Below are 17,083 nucleotides of genomic sequence, written 5' to 3' on the forward strand. Positions count from 1 at the left end.
GTAGGTAATACTCCGCCGCTACCGCAGGAGGCAACTATGCAAATTCAAAGCAACAATCAAATGGGAAAAGTTTTTGCCACTCTGACAATCATTAATCGAGCCGACCAAATCTTGGCAGAAGCGGGGGTGAGATCGGAAGAAGAAATTCGGTCGATCGTCCTCAAAAACGTATTGGTGGACACAGGGGCTACTACCTTGTGTCTGCCAAAAGAGGCGATCGCCAAACTGGGACTAAAACTGCTCAAAGAAGTAGACGTAGCAACAGCAATGGGTATTGGCAAAGCCCGCATTTTTCAAGATGCCAAAATATCAATGTTTGACCGGGAAGGCACTTTCGAGTGCTTGGAGTTACCGGGAGGCAATGATGCACTTTTGGGTGTCATACCTTTAGAATCATTGGGATTGGAAATAGACTTGCAAAATCAAATCTTGAAACCTTTACCCATCAGTCCCACCGAAACCTATTTAACGATTTTGTAGCGCTAATACCATTTTTCTAAAGTTCTGATAGAGATAAAGGACGACAAGACGTTGTAATTAGGAATGAGAATTAAATAAGTTCCACTCTTGAAAGTAGGATGGGCGTCCCGCCCGTCCCACAATAACAATTAAAATTGTAAGTTATTTAATTTGTAATACTGAAAGCGATGAGTACAGGATTATTGGATCGTGGCTGGCGTCAAAATGCAGGTGATTGGTGGTGTGATGAGGAAGTTGGTGCATTTGGCTTTTGGGGTTTTCAAGTCCCAAAAGCCTTTCGACCCCAATTATGCGATCGCCCTTCTTGACTTGTCAAGACAGTATCTACAGAATTTTGGGATTGTTTTTGTGCAGCGAACCCCAACCTACGACCAATTAATATGAGGATATTTCCATTCGTAATAATTGGGAAACACAAAATTAGTAAACGAAACTGAAATACTCACATCCAGCGACTTTACGTGATGCCACCAACCCACAGGAATAAAGATAACCTCTCCCGGTTCCAAAATCACCTCAATGATTTTCGCATTTCTGTAAAGCGGATATTTGTCATAGTCAGGATTTTCACCGTCAACCTTGCTGAAAACTCCGACATGATTGTAAAGCAGAGGTGTTTGCTGCGGACAAATCAACTTAATCAGTTTGCGTCCAGAGACCTGTGCTAAAACCAAGTTAACTGGGTCGTGATGTAGCGGTGTAATTGTACCTTTCGGGCCAAACCAAAAGAAAACTCTGCCTTTGGTATCGTCGGGAGTCAGATATTCTGGAAAAATTTCAAAGTCGTTGAATAGTGGTTTAAATTCCTCTCTTTCCAGAGTTTGGTTGTTAGCAACCATGTAGCAGTCGTTGCTAGGGCCGCCGTTGACGACCATATCTATATATTCGCGGAACTGAACAGTTTTTTTGTGGTTGTGTATCTTAATTTCATAATCCGGGTCAGAATTGCGGTTGGCTTGAATTTCCACCTCTGCATCGCCGTATTTTTCCTGCAAATACTCCGGCGTCCACAACTGCAATGCTTTCCAGTTGTGCATGATGTTGGTAATAATTACCGGAGTATTTTTAGCGTAATAATTTTCTAAAAAATACTCTCTAGAAAGGCTGCTTTTGCGTTCGATTGTGCCAAACTTGGAAGAAAGGGCTGCTAATTGATTGTTGATGGTGAGTTGCGATTCCAGTTTCTGCAATAACTGCGCGTAATGGCTGCCTGCTTGGAAGTACGGATGAGAGGATATGGCCGTAACTTCTGCGGTTGCTGTTTCAGCATCAATGCCTGTATTTATCAAGCCTTGAATGATGTCTGCATCTGGTAGATTTAATAATTTGTTGGCCGCCACCCACTGTTTCAGGTAGTCGGGGACTTCTGGTTTGCTTGGCGCTGCTGCGAGTAGATTGGGCAAGTTTTGCGTCAGCCATTCTAGATTAACCTGTTGTTGTTCGGTTAGGGTAATCCGCAAAGGGGGAAGTGTGATGGTTAGGGGTTGGGTGTCAGGCATGATTGGAGTGTTTTGTTTTGGGGTGGTTTTGTTTTGCTTGAAGTTGCTTAACTAATATAGCAATCTGGTTGGATTTGTGAATTTTTTTTGCGAACCGCGAAGACGCAAAGGGCGCGAAGGAAGAGAGGAGAGGAGTTTACAAATTTTGAAAGGGTTGCTGTGACTATTTTAGCTTAATGAGTGTTGGCTATTTGAGTTTTCGGGGTGCGATCGCTTTTGTCCGGATTTTTTTGTTAATTTAAAGTTAAGGTTGCAGATTTTTTATCCATTGGCGGGTTCCGAAATATTTGCAGGAATGGGAAGCTACTTTAGCTGCGGCGGTTAGGGCATTTGTAAAGTTTTTTTGTAAAATGTAGTGACAGAAAGCACCGTGAAAGATGTCGCCGCCGCCTAAAGTGTCTGCGGCTTGAATTTGAGGCACTTCTAAACTGCCGAAACAACCGTTGCTGAAGTATTGAATCGGTTTTTCGCCGCGGGTGATGGCTATGTTGGGAATTCCGGCTGCTGAGAGATAAGCAAAGATTTGCTGGGAATTGTGGCAGTCTGGTGGATGAAAGTTTTCCGAACATACAACCCATTCAACGCAGGGCAATATTTTTTCTAATCCGGGTTTCCAACTGCCGCCATCAAGGACGATTGGAATGTTTTTTGATTGGGCGAGTTGAGCGATTTCTTGGCTGACTGGGATTTGATGTCCGTCAAAGAGTATGATATTAACTGATGTTAAAATATCGGGGTTAATTGCTTGGCTGTCAACCTGGGATTTAGTAGCATTGACTGAGATTACTGCCCGATCGCCCGTTTGTTGAGTTACGATAATCGAGGAGACTGGCGGCGAGTGCGATCGCCCGGGCTGCAAATCAATTATCCTGACATTGTACTCCGCTAAGTCTGCACGGATTAATTGGGCGATCGCGTGAGTACCCAAAACCCCCGCCAACACCGCCGCATTCCCCAAACCGCTAAAAGCCACAGCAGCATTTGTCGCCGGCCCGCCCGCAGCAATGGTAGAATCAACAGCGACAACCTTCTGATTTTCCCCCGGAGGCTTGGAGGCTAAATAAACTAAATCCAAAGTCGCCAATCCCAAAAACAATCCAGTCTTCATAATCTCTCTGACATTTTTTCTTGTGATATTGGTTCTTAAATCTGTGGCATGGGCGTCCCGCCCGTGTTCTATCTGCGGTTAAAAATAAAAAATATCAAAAAAATGCAGCCAAATCCCAATACAGGAACACTGTACATTGTCGGAACGCCGATCGGCAACCTCGAAGACATGACATATCGCGCCATCCGAATTTTGCAAACAGCAGACTTCATCGCCGCCGAAGACACGCGCCACACAGGCAAACTTTTGCACCACTTTCAAATCAAAACGCCCCAAATCAGCTATCACGAACACAACCAACAGCAACGACTCCCGGAATTAATCGACAAACTGCTGTTAGGAAAAAGTATCGCCCTCGTCACCGACGCCGGAATGCCGGGAATTTCTGACCCCGGATACGAATTAGTCAAAGCCTGCGCCGATGCTAATATTAACATTATTCCGATTCCCGGCCCGAGCGCTTGTATAGTTGGGATAAGTGCATCGGGATTACCTACAGACAGATTTGTGTTTGAAGGATTTTTACCCACCAAAGGTCAAGAACGCCAGCGGAGTTTAGAAAGTTTGCAAATAGAATCGCGCACTATTATCTTATACGAATCTCCGCACCGATTGCGGCAAACTTTACAAGATTTAGCAAACACCTTGGGAAGCGACAGACAGATTGTACTGGCGCGGGAGTTGACGAAAATGCACGAAGAGTTTTGGCGCGGTAGTATGGAAAGTGCGATCGAACTTTACACCACACGCGAACCCCAGGGAGAATTTACCCTAGTGATTTCCGGCATCCAAACAGACGCACCAATTTTTTCAGAAGACGCCATCAAAGCAGAATTGCAAACATTAATCGCAGAAGGAGTAAGTCGTTCCCAAGCCAGCCGCCAACTAGCCCAACAAACATCCCTCCCCCGCCGCCAAATCTACCAACTAGCCCTCACAATAGGCGACAATGAATTACCAGAACAACCCGCTTGATGACTTTTGAATATCAAATTGGTTCGTAGTGAGGACTTTAGTCCTCATCAAAATTAGAGGACTAAAGTCCTCACTACCAACACCTTTAACATTGCTATAAAATTATACCAAAAAAAATCTATGGTACGCGGAAACTACGATCGCCAAAAACCCTATTTACGCAACCCCCACATCAACAAACCAATCGCCGAAATCTATGCAGACTTAGACGCCTTTAGCTGGGAGATATTTGAAGACCAACCCCACCGCTTCGATACAGTCAGTTTCTACGTCTTGCTTCCCCCACTGTCTTACGAAGGAAAATTCATCAAAGGGATATACTTCAGCGAAGGAGTCGAACTCATCAACAAACTCTTTCCCCAACTTTCCTCAGTATTTCATTCCTTCACCTATTCCCCCGGAACCTCCTACTCCTGGGCACCAATAGCCGACGCCTACTCCAGCTTATACAAAAACCCGCAGCGAGCAAAGTGGTTTCGCGAAACATATCCCGATCGCGCCAACAAACCAATTATACCGCTGCAAGACACAGACTTCATCAACGAATACTTAATTTCCCCTCGAAACGTCCCCGCCAAAGACATCGAACTCCTCGCCGTCGCCCGAATTTCCGAAGAAAAAAACTTGCCAACGATTGCCAAAGCCTTAAAAGTTTACCGCCAGAAGTATCCGCAAAAACCAATAAAATTAACAGTTGTCAGCGGTCACGAATTTGATGTTAACAACCTGAAAACTCTCGACGAGTACGCCTTAAAAGAATGGCATCAAGTAGAGGAAATTTTAGGCAATCCCTCCGACTACATCAACTTACTGCCGCGAGTTGACTACTACCAAGAAATCCCTAACTATTATTCGCGGGCGCAAGCATTCGTTCTCGGTTCCCTCCTCGAAGGCAAAAACCGGGGAATTACCGAAGCAATGAGTTGCAACGTACCAGTAATTTGTTTTGAAGAATTCAATCAATACGCCCGAGGAAACTCGCCTGTTTTCCCGGAAGGTGCGGGTCTTTACGCCAAATTCGATCCGGAATCCTTAGCCGATACGATTTATACAGTCTTGCAAAATCAAACTGAATTCAAACCGCGATATCAGTATTTAAAGCATTGCGGACGCAAGAACTTCTTTAACACTTGCATTGACAGTTTTCCCTACTACCAGCATAACATTCCCGACTACAAACCGGGAGCAGCATTTAAGAATTTGTGGCTGGATTTGGCGGTACAGCAAAATTATCAAGTTAGTTTGGATAGTTTTTTGTACGGAGGTTCTCCCCTGTCTCACATTCGCGGGACAAATGCGATTCAGCAAAATCTCGGCGAATTAACAAAATTTTTAGGATAATTGCAAATTAATATGTAGGGTGTGTGAGTTGGTTTTTTTTCAGGTTCGTAGTACGGACTTTAGTCCGAATCCAAGAAGGACTAAAGTCCTCACTAGAAACCTGTTTGTATTACGGGTGATTGACTGGCCCCGATATAAATGCAATCTGATGCACCGACTTCAGATGTAATTCTTGATACGAAAATCTCAACTCTAAAATCTAAAAGGGTATTAGGATGTCATTCAGCAGGAGAAACACAGAATGCACGACTTAAAAGTTGTCATCATCGGTGCCGGAATTGGCGGCTTAACTGCGGGTATCGCCCTACAACAAGCAGGTTATGAAGTTGAAATTTACGATCGCGTAAAACAACTGCGTCCAGTAGGGGCTGGCATCTCCCTGTGGTCGAACGGTGTCAAAGTGCTCAACCGCCTCGGTTTAGGCGAAAACATGGCGAAAATAGGCGGAAAAATGGAGCGCATGGAATACCGCACCAAAATCGGCCAACTGCTAAATGACATCGATTTAATGCCGCTAATTCAACAAGTCGGTCAGCGTCCTTATCCGGTTGCCCGCCGCGATTTACAACAAATGTTATTAGCAGCTTTTAAGGGAGAAGTCAAGCTCGATCGCAAATGTATTGCCGTCGAAGAAGACGCAACCGGAGTAACTGCAATCTTTGAGAACGGAGACAAAGCGCGCGGCGATTTGCTGGTGGCTGCTGACGGCGTTCGCTCAATTTTACGCACCTATGTATTGGGCCGCGAAGTACAGCCGAAATACGGCGGTTATATCAACTGGAACGGGCTAGTTTCCGCAGATGAAGCACTAGCGCCGCAAAATACTTGGGCGATTTATGTCGGCGACTGCAAGCGCGCCTCATTGATGCCCGTAGCGGGCGATCGATTTTACTTTTTCTTCGATGTTCCCTTACCCACAGGAACTCCCGCCAATCCCGACAATTACAAAGCCGAACTTAAAGAACATTTTAAAGGTTGGGCCGAACCAGTGCAATTGTTGATAGAAAGATTCGATCCCGCAGCAGTCGCCCGCCCGGAAATTCACGACGTAGGGCCGATCGACTCCTACGTTCGCGGTAGAGTTGCTTTGCTGGGAGATTCCGCCCACGCTACCTGCCCGGATTTGGGCCAGGGAGGCTGTCAAGCCATGGAAGATGGACTCGTACTCAGCAACTACCTTTCTACCACGAATTTAGGCGTAGAATACGGGCTCAAACGCTACGAAACCGAGCGCAAGCAGCGGGCGAATGCAGTTGTCGAAAAAGCTCGCCAGCGTGCCGAACAAATTCACGGTAAAGATCCGCAGGTGACACAACAGTGGTACGAACAACTGGCGAAGGAACAGCCAACCGATGTGACAGATGCGATCGCCAAAGTCATCATGGCAGGCCCATTACACTAAGTTGAATTGCATTCATTTGCTCTCAATTCTTAAAATTATCTGCGTCCCTCTGTGTTTATCTGCCTTGCATCTGCGGTCGATCGCTCCAGTGATTTACGCAATTCAAGTTTCCTAGCACAATCTCGCACAAAAATCAATCAAAAATCAGCATTTAACCTTACAATAATGTCAGGCAAACTTACTACTCACGTTCTCGACACAGCCCGCGGCTTTCCGGCGGCAAATATGTCGATCGCCCTGCAATCAATTGACCCCAACTCCGGCGCAAGAATCCTGCTAAAAACTGTAACAACTAATGCTGACGGCCGCACCGCTACTCCGTTACTATCAGAAAACGATCTCAAACCGGGAGTTTATGAATTAGTCTTTGCAGTTGGCGAATACTTCGCCCAATCTGGTGAAAATTTGCCAGATCCGCCTTTTTTAAACAGCGTTCCAATTCAATTCGGCATCGCCGATCCAAGCTCGCACTATCACGTACCGCTGTTAGTTTCGCCTTGGTCGTACAGCACCTATCGCGGTAGCTGAAACGCGGTAAGGTGCGGAATGCGCTAGATAATTAAATACGCTTGGGTTAGCGCTGTTTATTGCCCGGATCTCCCCCTCGCATCCCCCTGATTGTTGGGGAGTAGCCAGGGCTGTTTTATTGTCAGGAGAAAAATAGGTACGTAGTTGAGCTTGAGCCTCCTTTATACCAAGAAAGCCAAATAAATGCAACATTATTCGTAGGGTGCGGATCCATCAACTATCCCCCAAAAAAGACAGAAAATCTCATAGCGACGCACCAGCCACAATATTCGATCAAACAAGCTCAACATTTGCTTGGTAGTAAGAATTTTGAAAATTGGTATTATGTACAGGTTTAAAGGAGGCTCAAGCCCAACTACGTACCTTGATTAAGTAGTTTCAGATTTCTTTTCCGACAATAAAACCACCCTGCTTTTTTAAGGGGGGTTAGGGGGGATCTAGCCCCTGATTTTGCGATGGGCCCTCGGCGGTTGAAACCGATCCTATACAAACGAAGTCCGCCGACGCGGACTGAAGATCGGACGGCGGTTGAAACCGCGGCTGTACAAACAATGTCCGCCGACGCGGACTGAAGATCGGACGGCGGTTGAAACCGCGGCTATACAAACAATGTCGGCCTGGGCCGACGGTCGAAAAAAACGCAATTTTAACCGCCTATTCTTCAACCTGCGTCCGGCTTGTTTTGTCTTTATCGACGCGAATGACCTTCGCCGGGTTTTCTTTACATTAATCCAAAACTCCCTGCGGTAATACTGCCAGGAGAAACTCCACTGATAGAAGCTAAAATCTCCCCTGTTTGGGCAAACCGGATTAATGTTATACCGCTATCTTGACTAATCATCAATTGTGAAGAAGTCAGCCCGTTACCCAATACTAAGAAGTCTTTACCCAATTCAAAGTCGGTAATAGTATCAGTCCCGGAATTGGTGGAAATTAGGAATTTATCAACTCCCTTTCCTCCAGTCAAAGTATCATCTCCCAAACCGCCATTCAGCAAATCATCTCCTTTGCCGCCAAACAAGATGTCATTACCATCATCGCCGTTCAAGATATCAGCACCGCGGCCGCCAAATAAGATATCATCACCGCTAGCGCCCAGCAAAGTATCGCTACCTTTGCCGCCGTAAAGAGTGTCATCCCCAAGGCCGCCGGAGAGCGAATCATTGCCTCGGAAGCCGTTGATTGCATCATTTCCGGTGGTGCCGGTGAGGATGTCGTCGCCCTGAGTGCCGTTGATTTGACTGGGGGAATTGCTGCCCAAATCGGCGTCGCCGGTGACAAGAGGAGTTGCAATCCCAGCAGGCAATGTTACTGCTTGAATTTTGCTATCTAATGCAGCACCAGTATTGTCAGTAACTAGCTGGGAAATTGGCTTGCTTCCGGCACCGACTGCTTTGAAGTCTTGAGTGGTTGTTCCCAAAGATACTTGTTGGACGCGGGCAACGGCTTGGGGAATTGATGTTGCTGTTGGGTTGGTGACGGCGGCATCAATGCGCTGATTTGCTGTTGCCATTACTGTCGCGGATTGCGAGGTAATTTGGGTGACTTTCTGAATGTTGAAACTGGGGTCAATCTGCTGGATTTTAGCAGCGGATTGCTTAATTATTGGTTCTAAGGCTGCCCCGTTGCTGAGATTTAAGATTGTACCGCCTTGAATTTTATCGCCCATTGAACTGACAACTGCTTTGACAAGATCGCGATCGGCTGCACTGGATGCACCGTCAATCAAAGCGACTGTTTGAGTGATGACGTTTTGGACTTTCACCATTGCTGCTAAAGTTGCGACGCCCCCTGGCTGGTTGTTGTTGGTAGCCAAGATCGGATCTAAGCTAGTCAGGTCAACATCAGCCGGGAGTCCAAGGGCGGCTTTGACTAAAGATTGGGCTTCTTCTGGTGCAATTCCCTTGTCGATTAAGTCGGCGACTAAGCTGGTTAAGAGGGTGACTACACTGGAATCGGGAGGTGCGGTGACTGGTGTTTCTAGGGGTAATCCGGTGGCGGTGTCTGTGCCTCCAATTGCGACTAAATTGCCTTCTGATGGGTCGATTTCTCCGTTTTTGTTGGTATCGAAAGTCTCGAAGGGGATGTTGAGATTGAATTTACCGCCTGAATCGGTTGTGGTGGATGGTTCGTTGGTATCTTTGATGCCGTTTTTGTTGGCGTCTAGGAAGACAGTTGCACCAGAGATGTAGCCGTCGATTACCCAGCGCCCCTCTTTTGTTGTTACCTTGAAAGTCTGTTCGCTACTGGCACCGTAAGAGTCTGTAGCTATTAACTTTGCCTGAAAAGATGGCGCACCGCTTGGGGGAGTTCCGATGAACCGGATCTCGTTTGTCGGGGAGTAAAATTGAAGTCCGAGCCAATTGATGTTTGAGTTATTACTAAGTTCTAAAGGACTGCCATCAGTTAGAGTTAACCGATAGGAAATCAAGTCGCCATCGGGGTCAGTGTATACATCTTTGATGGCTTTGTTAAATTCAGTGTACCTCCCGCCTAAATTAATCTTCTGTTCTGGAGGAAGATTGCTGGCTGTAAAACTCTCTTCTGTGGCAAACTCTGAACCAGCCCAAGCAGTGTCGATCGCCTGTACACTCCAGTAATATGTCTTATCTGGAGACAAGTCTTTGAGTTGCCACTGGGTGTTTTGACTGACATTTCCTAGCCCTACAACTTGCCGAGTTCCATTGGCTAGAGACATCGGGGAAAGAATATCTTGACCCCCTGGTGTCGTCCCAACTCGCAGGTTGTAGCTTAAACCATCAGGACGAGTTTGAGCGTCAGTTGCTTTGTTCCACTTAAGAGTCACATTTCGGCCAGAAGGTAAATCTGATAGCCCTGTGGGTGCTGTGGGGGGAGTGTTCGCTTTAGAGTTGTTGCGGAAGACTTTGGTAAAGAAGTCGTTTTTGTTCAGTCCTTGATAGACATCATTGTTTGGTGCATTGCCTGTGAATAGGATATCTAATTTGTCATCCTTGTCGTAGTCTCCCCAAACAGCCTGGGAATAGCTACGATTAATCAGTTCCTGCGTGCGACTTTCGCCACTGTCGATTAGTAGGCCACTGTCGATAAAGCTGTTTGGGCCAGTAAAGCTGTTTAGGTTAGAAAAATTACCTTTGTTTTGATAGACTTTGGCGACGATTGTTGCTGAATTTTCGCCATTTTGTCGATCGACACCAGTGCCTAGGATATCCAGAAGCCCGTCATTGTCGTAATCTCCCCAAGCAGGGCGACCTAAATAAGGTATCTGTGCGCCGATGTCTTCAAAGCTGGCAGACTTATTTTTATTTTCACGGGTTTTGTTGCGGTAGACTTTGGTGAAGGACGACTGCAAAGAACTATCGCGACCTGCGAGCAAAATATCCAGTTGACCGTCGTTGTTGTAGTCTCCCCATGCCATATCACCAGCGTCACCACTAGAACCAGGCAAATTTACACCAGTGTCTTCAAAAACGCCATCGCCCAAATTCCGGTAAAGTTTGGCAATGTACCTTGAATTAATGTCTTTGGAGTCCTTTACCTGGACTAGGATATCGAGTTTGCCATCGTTATCGTAATCTGCCCAAACCCCCGATTTGGTAGCGCCAGCTATTGTGTCATCAGAAAATAGCTGTCCGGCACCTACAAAGTTGGGATCTTGTGTCTTGAGACGTGCTTTGCTGTCTTCAAAGCGGTTTTGACCGCTTGCGCCCGTGTTCCGGTAGAGCGTGGTGTTCAAGTCTCTGAACCCATAACCTCCGTTATTTGCCTTACTGAGCAACAGATCGGGACGCCCGTCATTGTTGTAATCTCCCCAACTTGACCAAGATCTATATGGGTATGGGGGATTCCCAGGTAAACTTGTCTCAAAGGTAAAGCCAGAACTCCCACCACTATAGATCTGTTGGCTGGAATCGCCACCATTCTGCCCAAGCAGTGCAGCATCCAGCCACCCATCATTGTTGTAATCTCCCCAGGTTGGAACCTGGCCTGGTAAGTCTCTTCGATTAGCTTCGCTAAAGCCTTGACCGATGTTGTCGTAGATTCGGGGAACTGTGGTGATCGGGCCGTAATTGTTGGTTTGAATTACAGAGCCACCAAGAATATCCAGTTTTCCGTCATTGTTGTAGTCTCCCAAAATACCTGAATCCAAAGCAGATATCGGAGCGTTCGTGTCCGTGAAAAGTGAGTCAGCATCCAAAATTTGCAAGGTGGTAGAGCCTTGAGTGCCAATATTGGCATTACCCCGATCGGTGATCCGAAACTCAATTTTTTCTGTTCTCTCAGCTTGACTATCCGATAATATGTCAATTTTGAAAGTTTTAGTATCTTCGTCTGGGTTAAAGGTGATTTCACGAGAGAAATTGGGGGAAAAGTTCCAATCTGTTCCCAAAGTCGCTGAACCAGTAGTAGGTTCTATGTACACCTTGGAAATTTTGTTTAGATCATCCCCAGTCCGAGTGAGAGTAATTTCTGCCTGAACGACTCCTGTGCGACTTTCATTGACTTTGTAAGTAGCTTGGGAAAAACTTACCGTGGGGGGAGCACTTTGAATTCGATCGACATTTCCATTACCTAGCGGCAGATTAATCGATAAGGGTCGATCGCTACGTTTCCCAGAGTCGTCAAATATCCGAGATATCGGCGTCGGAGTTGGCGTTGGTGTCGGTGGTGTTGGTGTCGGTGGCTGCGGATCGACGCTAGGCGTTGGTGTCGGCGGCTGCGGATCGACGCTAGGCGTTGGTGTCGGCGGCTGCGGATCGACGCTAGGCGTTGGTGTTGGCGGCGTCGGCGTAACAGGTGTCGGTGTCGGCGGCTGTGGCTCGACAGGTATTGGTGTCGGCGGCTGTGGCTCGACAGGTATTGGTGTCGGCGGCTGCGGCTCGACAGGCGTTGGTGTCGGTGGCTGCGGCTCGACAGGCGTCGGTGTAGGTGGCTGCGGTGTCGGCGTCGGCGCTACATCGTTATCTGTAATCGCCACCGCGACATTCGGAATCCCGACAATCCCGTTATACTTAGTGTCAGCACTCTGGGCCGTATGAGAAATAGTCCCTGTATGATTTCCTTCTACAACCGCATCGTCTGTAGCCGTTACTGTGACTGGTTTCGCCACATTCCAGTTAGTAGAGTCAAAAGTAACAGCAGCGATCGCACTTATTTGATCCCCTGTACCGAAACTAATCGTCACAGGCGCCGTGGGCTGGGATGTTAACTGAACGCTGTACTTCCCTGTAGCACCACCTTCCGTAGCAGTTGTACTCGTCGGTGAAATAGTCACGCCTGCCGTATCGTTGTCAGCAATCGTGGCAGTTACAGGAGAAATCGTCAGGTTGTTATACTTGGTATCGGTGCTGACCGATTTGTGAGTAATCGTGCCGCTGTGGGTTCCTTCGGCTATGCTGTCCTCGATCGCACTCACAGTCACATTTTGCACAACATTCCAATTATTCGGCGTGAAAGTCAGAGGTGCGATCGCACTAATTTGACTGCCCGCGTCAAAATTAATCGTAACGTTTGCAGTAGGTGCGCTAGTCAGAAGCACGCCGTAGGTAGCCGTTGCACCGCCTTCAGCAATATTTGTACTTCCTGCCGATTGCACGATCGACACACCCGGACTATCGTTATCTGTAATTGATGCCGTAACATCGGGAATCGGTTTGGCGTTATAACTCGCATCGGTGCTGCTAGCTGTGTGTGCGATCGTGCCTGCGTGCGTTCCTTGTGCTACAGTATCGTCGATCGCAGTAGCAGTCACAGTCTTCTCAACATTCCAGTTAGTGCTGTCAAATGTAATTTGGGCGATCGGGCTAATTGCATTGCCAGTATTGAAGCTAATGTTAACTGGTGCAGAAGGTTCCGAAGTTAGCTTGACTTTGTAACTGCCCTTTGCGCCGCCTTCTGTAGCAGTGATGCTCGTAGGTGCAACGGTGAAGCCGGCAGTGTCATCATTTGCGATCGTCATGGTAGCAGTTGCCGTCGGAATTGTCGGCGCGCCACCCGGTGAAACAGGATTTGATAGAGTAACCGTAACTGTTTCGTCCGGTTCAACCAATCCGTCACCCAACACATCCAAAGTAATAGTTTTGGATGTTTCGCCCGCTGCAAAAGTAATTTTGCCAGTAGCAGTCGTTGCGCCAGAAGTGCCACCAATATTGTTGTAGTCGCTGCCGTTAGTCGCAGTTCCGGCCATACTATAATCTACCGTACTGAAAAGTTCCGTGCTGCCATTGCGAGCGATCGTAAATGTGGCGGGAGTCTTGCCAGAATTGCCTTCGAGAATACTAGGAGTATTGGAGGCAATAGTATAAGAACTATTCCGATCCAAAATAAAGACTTTAGCTTGACTGCTGGCACCAGTAACGGCAGTGCCACCTGTTATTTTGCCAAAGTTTAGAACAATTTGTTCGTTGCTGTCAACGATATTGTCAGCTTTGATGGTGACTGCAACATTCTGAGTGAGAGTAGTAGTTCCGGCAGGAAAAGTCAGCGATGTAGTTGAAAGAGTGTAATCAGCACCTAGAGTAGCTGTGCTGCTGGGGTCGATGACAATTGGTACAACTACATCGCCGAAAGAACTGCTGTTGCTGATAGTAACGGGGACATTAACTACTGTGTCGGTAGTGCCTTCATTGACATTGTAACTACCACTATTTTTGGCGCCGACAAAACTTACCTTACTGGGTGTATTGAGGAGCATTGATACTTCGCTAGAAGCACCATTCGTTATCATTACTCCCAAATCTGGCAAAGAGTCATTGTTAAAATCGTTGACTGAGATTCGGCCGGCATTTGTCCCTACCAAAGCAAAGTTAATTGCTGGGTTAAAGCCTCCCGCGCCATTTCCAGTCAAAATTGATACGTTATTAGAGTCATAGTTAGATACTGCTACATCAAGGCTGCCGTCACTGTTAAAGTCGGCTGTTGCAAGTCCGTTGGGCTTGGTGCCGACGTTAAAGTTGGTAGCAGCAGCAAAACCTCCAGTACCATTTCCTAACAAAATTGAAATGTTATTAGAACCATTATTGGCTGTCGCTAAGTCAACGCTGCCATCTCCGTTAAAGTCTGCTGCGATAATAGTATTGGGATTTTGCCCCGTACCGAAATTGGTAGCGGCACTAAAACCGCCAGTGCTGTTCCCCAATAAAATAGAAACGTTGTTGGAAATACTATTAGCTATGGCTAAATCGTCAAAGTTATCAGCATTAAATCTCCCGACAACAACGCCAGCAGCACCAGATACTCCAAGGTTAATATTAGTAGAGCCGGTAAAGCCGCCGGTGCCATTTCCCAAAAGAATAGAAACGTTGCCAGTGGGACTGCCAGAGTTAAAGTTTGTTACCGCTAAGTCAGGGAAGGTATCGGTGTTAAAGTTACCAATAGCAACTCCAATAGCCTGAAATCCTGCCCCAAAGGTATTGGGCGCATTGAAACCATCATTACCGTTACCCAAGCGAATTCCAACAGCATTAGCGCCACTGGCACCGCTGACTGTTGCTAAGTCAAAAATGCTACCGCTATCAAAGTTGCCCAGAGCACTCATGGCACTTCCATTACTAATAGGAAGTCTAAAACTGCCGGTGCCATTGGCTAAGTAAATTACGCCGCCTACAACTAAGTCAAAAATGCCATCGCCGTTGTAGTCTACTGAGGGAACGAAGGCATCAGATGCCATTGGAAAATTAGTGGCAGCGCTGAATGAAGAGAGAATTCCTTCATAATTTGCTAAAATTTCTGCTGAAAAAGCTAACGATGTTTTAATTTGCCCAGTTGTTGTTTCTAATTCCCAGTCCCCCCCTTTTTGAGCGCTTCCGGTGAGGTTTTTGGAAGCTGCAACATTGGTATTTGTGAGTTGGGCGATGCGCTGGATGAAGGCGAAACCATCTATTTCTAAATCTACATCTAAATCTCTCGTTTGTTCCCCGATACCGCCGGGGAATAAATTCCCCGTCTCATAGCACAAGTCATCTAAAGATGACTGAATAAATGAATTATTCCCAGTCGGTTGAAACCGACTTTCGCTATGAGACGGGGGTTTCAACCCCGGTTGGACTTGCGGGCAATCGCGAGGCCCCGATGCCACATTACAACCATAAATTAGAATTTCTGCGCTCAGAGACAAAGCATTCTGCCATTCCTGCAATTGCTGGGAATAAGTTTCTAGGTTATCGACAGACAATCGGGTTTTTCCCAGTTTCAAGCTTCCGGGAGTGCCGTGAGAAATGATGTGGATGCTCTCAATATTCGTGCGAAGAGCTAAGATTTGAGTAATTTGTGCGATCGCATCCTCGTTCCCATTTAACACCACAACTTCCGTACCGGGTGTTACCCCAGCCACCAAACTTTGATAATCTGGTACTTGACTGTCGATAAAGGCGATCGCTCTTACTGAAACTGGAAAATTTAAATTTGACATACTACACCTACTTTGGGGTAAAAAAGACAACAATTCCCCTATTTCGTGACTTGCGTCAGAAACTCTCTATCAATTTTGATTTACACAGACACAGCAGTTCTGCGTAAAAATTCGGTTATTTCTCATCTGTTGTAGCTACAATAACAGTTTTCTTACATAAGCTATATAAAGTTTTCTTTAAAAAGAGGTGGTTAATTTAAAGTACCGATAAAGAGCTAGAAAATACTTAAGTACAATGACTGCGATGAAGGCACATTGCGCTTACCACAAATATTTTTGAAACGTAAGTGTGATATTACGGGCATTTAAATGTATTAATTAATACTTGTTCTAGGTTAATAATGTGATGTGCAATGAAAAAACAGGTTCGTAGTGAGGACTTCAGTCCGCATTCATTCCGAGGAATGAAATCCTCACTACCAACCAACGTGATTACCACAAACCGGAATCTATCTCCGCCAAAATCCCCTCAGCATTCCCGCACAAATCATCGTGACAGCAACCGTTACTCGCCAATAAACCCCCCCACTGACTGACATCTCCCCGGTTATATTGCAAAGCAGAACCATCAAAACGAGTAAATCTGCCGCCCGCCTCCGTCAAAATCAATTCCGGGGCAGCCAAATCCCAATCCTTCGGCGCAGACTTCCCCGAAAGCGCAATATAAACATCAGCTTTTTGTTCGACAATCGTCGCAATCTTGCAGCCGATGCTACCCACAGCCAGTTGATTTTGGCAGGGAAATTTGTGCAATAGTCGATTTAGGCGATCGTCCCGGTGACTGCGACTGGTTACTATAGATAAATCTCCCACTATACTGCGCGCAGAAACCTGCAATTTCACCGCAGAATCCCCGCGACTTTCCACAAAAGCGCCCGCATCCCGGATGGCATAATAAATCTTTTGCTTTTCCGGCCAAGCCACCACTGCTAATACGGGTTTTCCCTCGAAGGCCAAAGCAATATGAACGGCAAATTCACCAGTCTTGTCAATAAAATCGCGCGTCCCATCCAAAGGATCAATAATCCAAACCCAAGATTGAGGTAAAGGAACTTTGCCGCAACTTTCTAAATAAGACTTGTAAGTTTCTTCGCTGAGATAGCCAAATTCTGAATTCCCTAAAACCGACTGCAATTCATCGAGAATGTAAGAATTGACAGCGACATCGGCTGCGGTAACCGGGCCGTCTTTTTGTTCTTTGATGTCTAGGTTCGGAGTATTCGCATCAGGGCGATAATAAGATTGTAAAATATCTGCGGCACCCCAAGCGGCGGCCTGGGCAATTTCGCTTAATTGTTCGAGATTTTTCATCTTTGATTGATTTAAGTAAAGTGCCTCAGATGGCATCTACTTTATGATAA

Annotated in this window: 10 protein-coding genes; 6 read left to right on the forward strand and 4 right to left on the reverse strand. The window is 46.5% G+C overall.

All coding sequences use genetic code 11. From position 1 onward, the window contains the following. Nucleotides 1-36: 36 nt before the first annotated feature. Together JGK39_RS05915 and JGK39_RS05920 are read left to right on the forward strand one after the other, a co-directional pair. Nucleotides 37-480, forward strand: coding sequence for a retroviral-like aspartic protease family protein (locus JGK39_RS05915; protein WP_293252876.1), 444 nt, complete (start codon nucleotides 37-39; stop codon nucleotides 478-480). A gap of 189 nt (nucleotides 481-669) precedes the next feature. After that, a complete protein-coding gene (locus JGK39_RS05920) occupies nucleotides 670-864 on the forward strand; it encodes a hypothetical protein (RefSeq protein WP_293252879.1) in 195 nt (64 codons plus the stop codon). Here the strand turns inward: JGK39_RS05920 and JGK39_RS05925 are convergent. Both JGK39_RS05925 and JGK39_RS05930 read right to left on the reverse strand, forming a co-directional pair. Beyond that, complete coding sequence (locus JGK39_RS05925) at nucleotides 846-1,979, reverse strand: cupin-like domain-containing protein (protein WP_293252882.1); 1,134 nt, start codon at nucleotides 1,977-1,979, stop codon at nucleotides 846-848. The genes JGK39_RS05920 and JGK39_RS05925 overlap by 19 nt on opposite strands. A gap of 244 nt (nucleotides 1,980-2,223) precedes the next feature. After that, nucleotides 2,224-3,087, reverse strand: coding sequence for a sugar kinase (locus tag JGK39_RS05930; protein WP_293252885.1), 864 nt, complete (start codon nucleotides 3,085-3,087; stop codon nucleotides 2,224-2,226). Nucleotides 3,088-3,189: 102 nt separating this feature from the next. Between JGK39_RS05930 and rsmI the strand changes: the two genes are divergently transcribed. The 4 genes from rsmI (at nucleotide 3,190) to uraH (ending at nucleotide 7,333) form a co-directional block, all read left to right on the forward strand. Beyond that, on the forward strand, nucleotides 3,190-4,062 hold the full coding sequence (rsmI, locus tag JGK39_RS05935) for a 16S rRNA (cytidine(1402)-2'-O)-methyltransferase (RefSeq protein WP_293297112.1): 873 nt from the start codon (nucleotides 3,190-3,192) through the stop codon (nucleotides 4,060-4,062). Between the two features lie 120 nt (nucleotides 4,063-4,182). Further along, complete coding sequence (locus JGK39_RS05940) at nucleotides 4,183-5,403, forward strand: glycosyltransferase (RefSeq protein WP_293252890.1); 1,221 nt, start codon at nucleotides 4,183-4,185, stop codon at nucleotides 5,401-5,403. A 241-nt stretch (nucleotides 5,404-5,644) separates the two neighbouring features. Then, complete coding sequence (hpxO, locus tag JGK39_RS05945; RefSeq protein WP_293252892.1) at nucleotides 5,645-6,805, forward strand: FAD-dependent urate hydroxylase HpxO; 1,161 nt, start codon at nucleotides 5,645-5,647, stop codon at nucleotides 6,803-6,805. 165 nt (nucleotides 6,806-6,970) lie between these two features. Continuing rightward, the gene (uraH, locus tag JGK39_RS05950) at nucleotides 6,971-7,333 is read left to right on the forward strand and encodes a hydroxyisourate hydrolase (RefSeq protein WP_293252895.1); all 363 of its coding nucleotides are present in this window, start codon (nucleotides 6,971-6,973) and stop codon (nucleotides 7,331-7,333) included. A gap of 721 nt (nucleotides 7,334-8,054) precedes the next feature. Here the strand turns inward: uraH and JGK39_RS05955 are convergent. Continuing rightward, entirely contained in the window at nucleotides 8,055-15,722 is a 7,668-nt protein-coding gene (locus JGK39_RS05955; RefSeq protein ID WP_293252898.1) for a DUF4347 domain-containing protein, read from the reverse strand. A 432-nt stretch (nucleotides 15,723-16,154) separates the two neighbouring features. Beyond that, entirely contained in the window at nucleotides 16,155-17,033 is an 879-nt protein-coding gene (locus JGK39_RS05960) for an inositol monophosphatase family protein (protein WP_293252901.1), read from the reverse strand. Nucleotides 17,034-17,083: the final 50 nt, after the last annotated feature.

The sequence above is a fragment of the Microcoleus sp. PH2017_12_PCY_D_A genome, assembly GCF_020738565.1.
Lineage (GTDB): Bacteria > Cyanobacteriota > Cyanobacteriia > Cyanobacteriales > Microcoleaceae > Microcoleus.

Coding starts and splice junctions, on each gene's coding strand:
- JGK39_RS05955 (WP_293252898.1), bottom strand. CDS start 15,722: ATGTCAAATTTAAATTTTCCAGTTTCAGTAAGAGCGATCGCCTTTATC.
- JGK39_RS05940 (WP_293252890.1), top strand. CDS start 4,183: ATGGTACGCGGAAACTACGATCGCCAAAAACCCTATTTACGCAACCCC.
- JGK39_RS05915 (WP_293252876.1), top strand. CDS start 37: ATGCAAATTCAAAGCAACAATCAAATGGGAAAAGTTTTTGCCACTCTG.
- JGK39_RS05925 (WP_293252882.1), bottom strand. CDS start 1,979: ATGCCTGACACCCAACCCCTAACCATCACACTTCCCCCTTTGCGGATT.
- JGK39_RS05930 (WP_293252885.1), bottom strand. CDS start 3,087: ATGAAGACTGGATTGTTTTTGGGATTGGCGACTTTGGATTTAGTTTAT.
- JGK39_RS05960 (WP_293252901.1), bottom strand. CDS start 17,033: ATGAAAAATCTCGAACAATTAAGCGAAATTGCCCAGGCCGCCGCTTGG.
- rsmI (WP_293297112.1), top strand. CDS start 3,190: ATGCAGCCAAATCCCAATACAGGAACACTGTACATTGTCGGAACGCCG.
- hpxO (WP_293252892.1), top strand. CDS start 5,645: ATGCACGACTTAAAAGTTGTCATCATCGGTGCCGGAATTGGCGGCTTA.
- uraH (WP_293252895.1), top strand. CDS start 6,971: ATGTCAGGCAAACTTACTACTCACGTTCTCGACACAGCCCGCGGCTTT.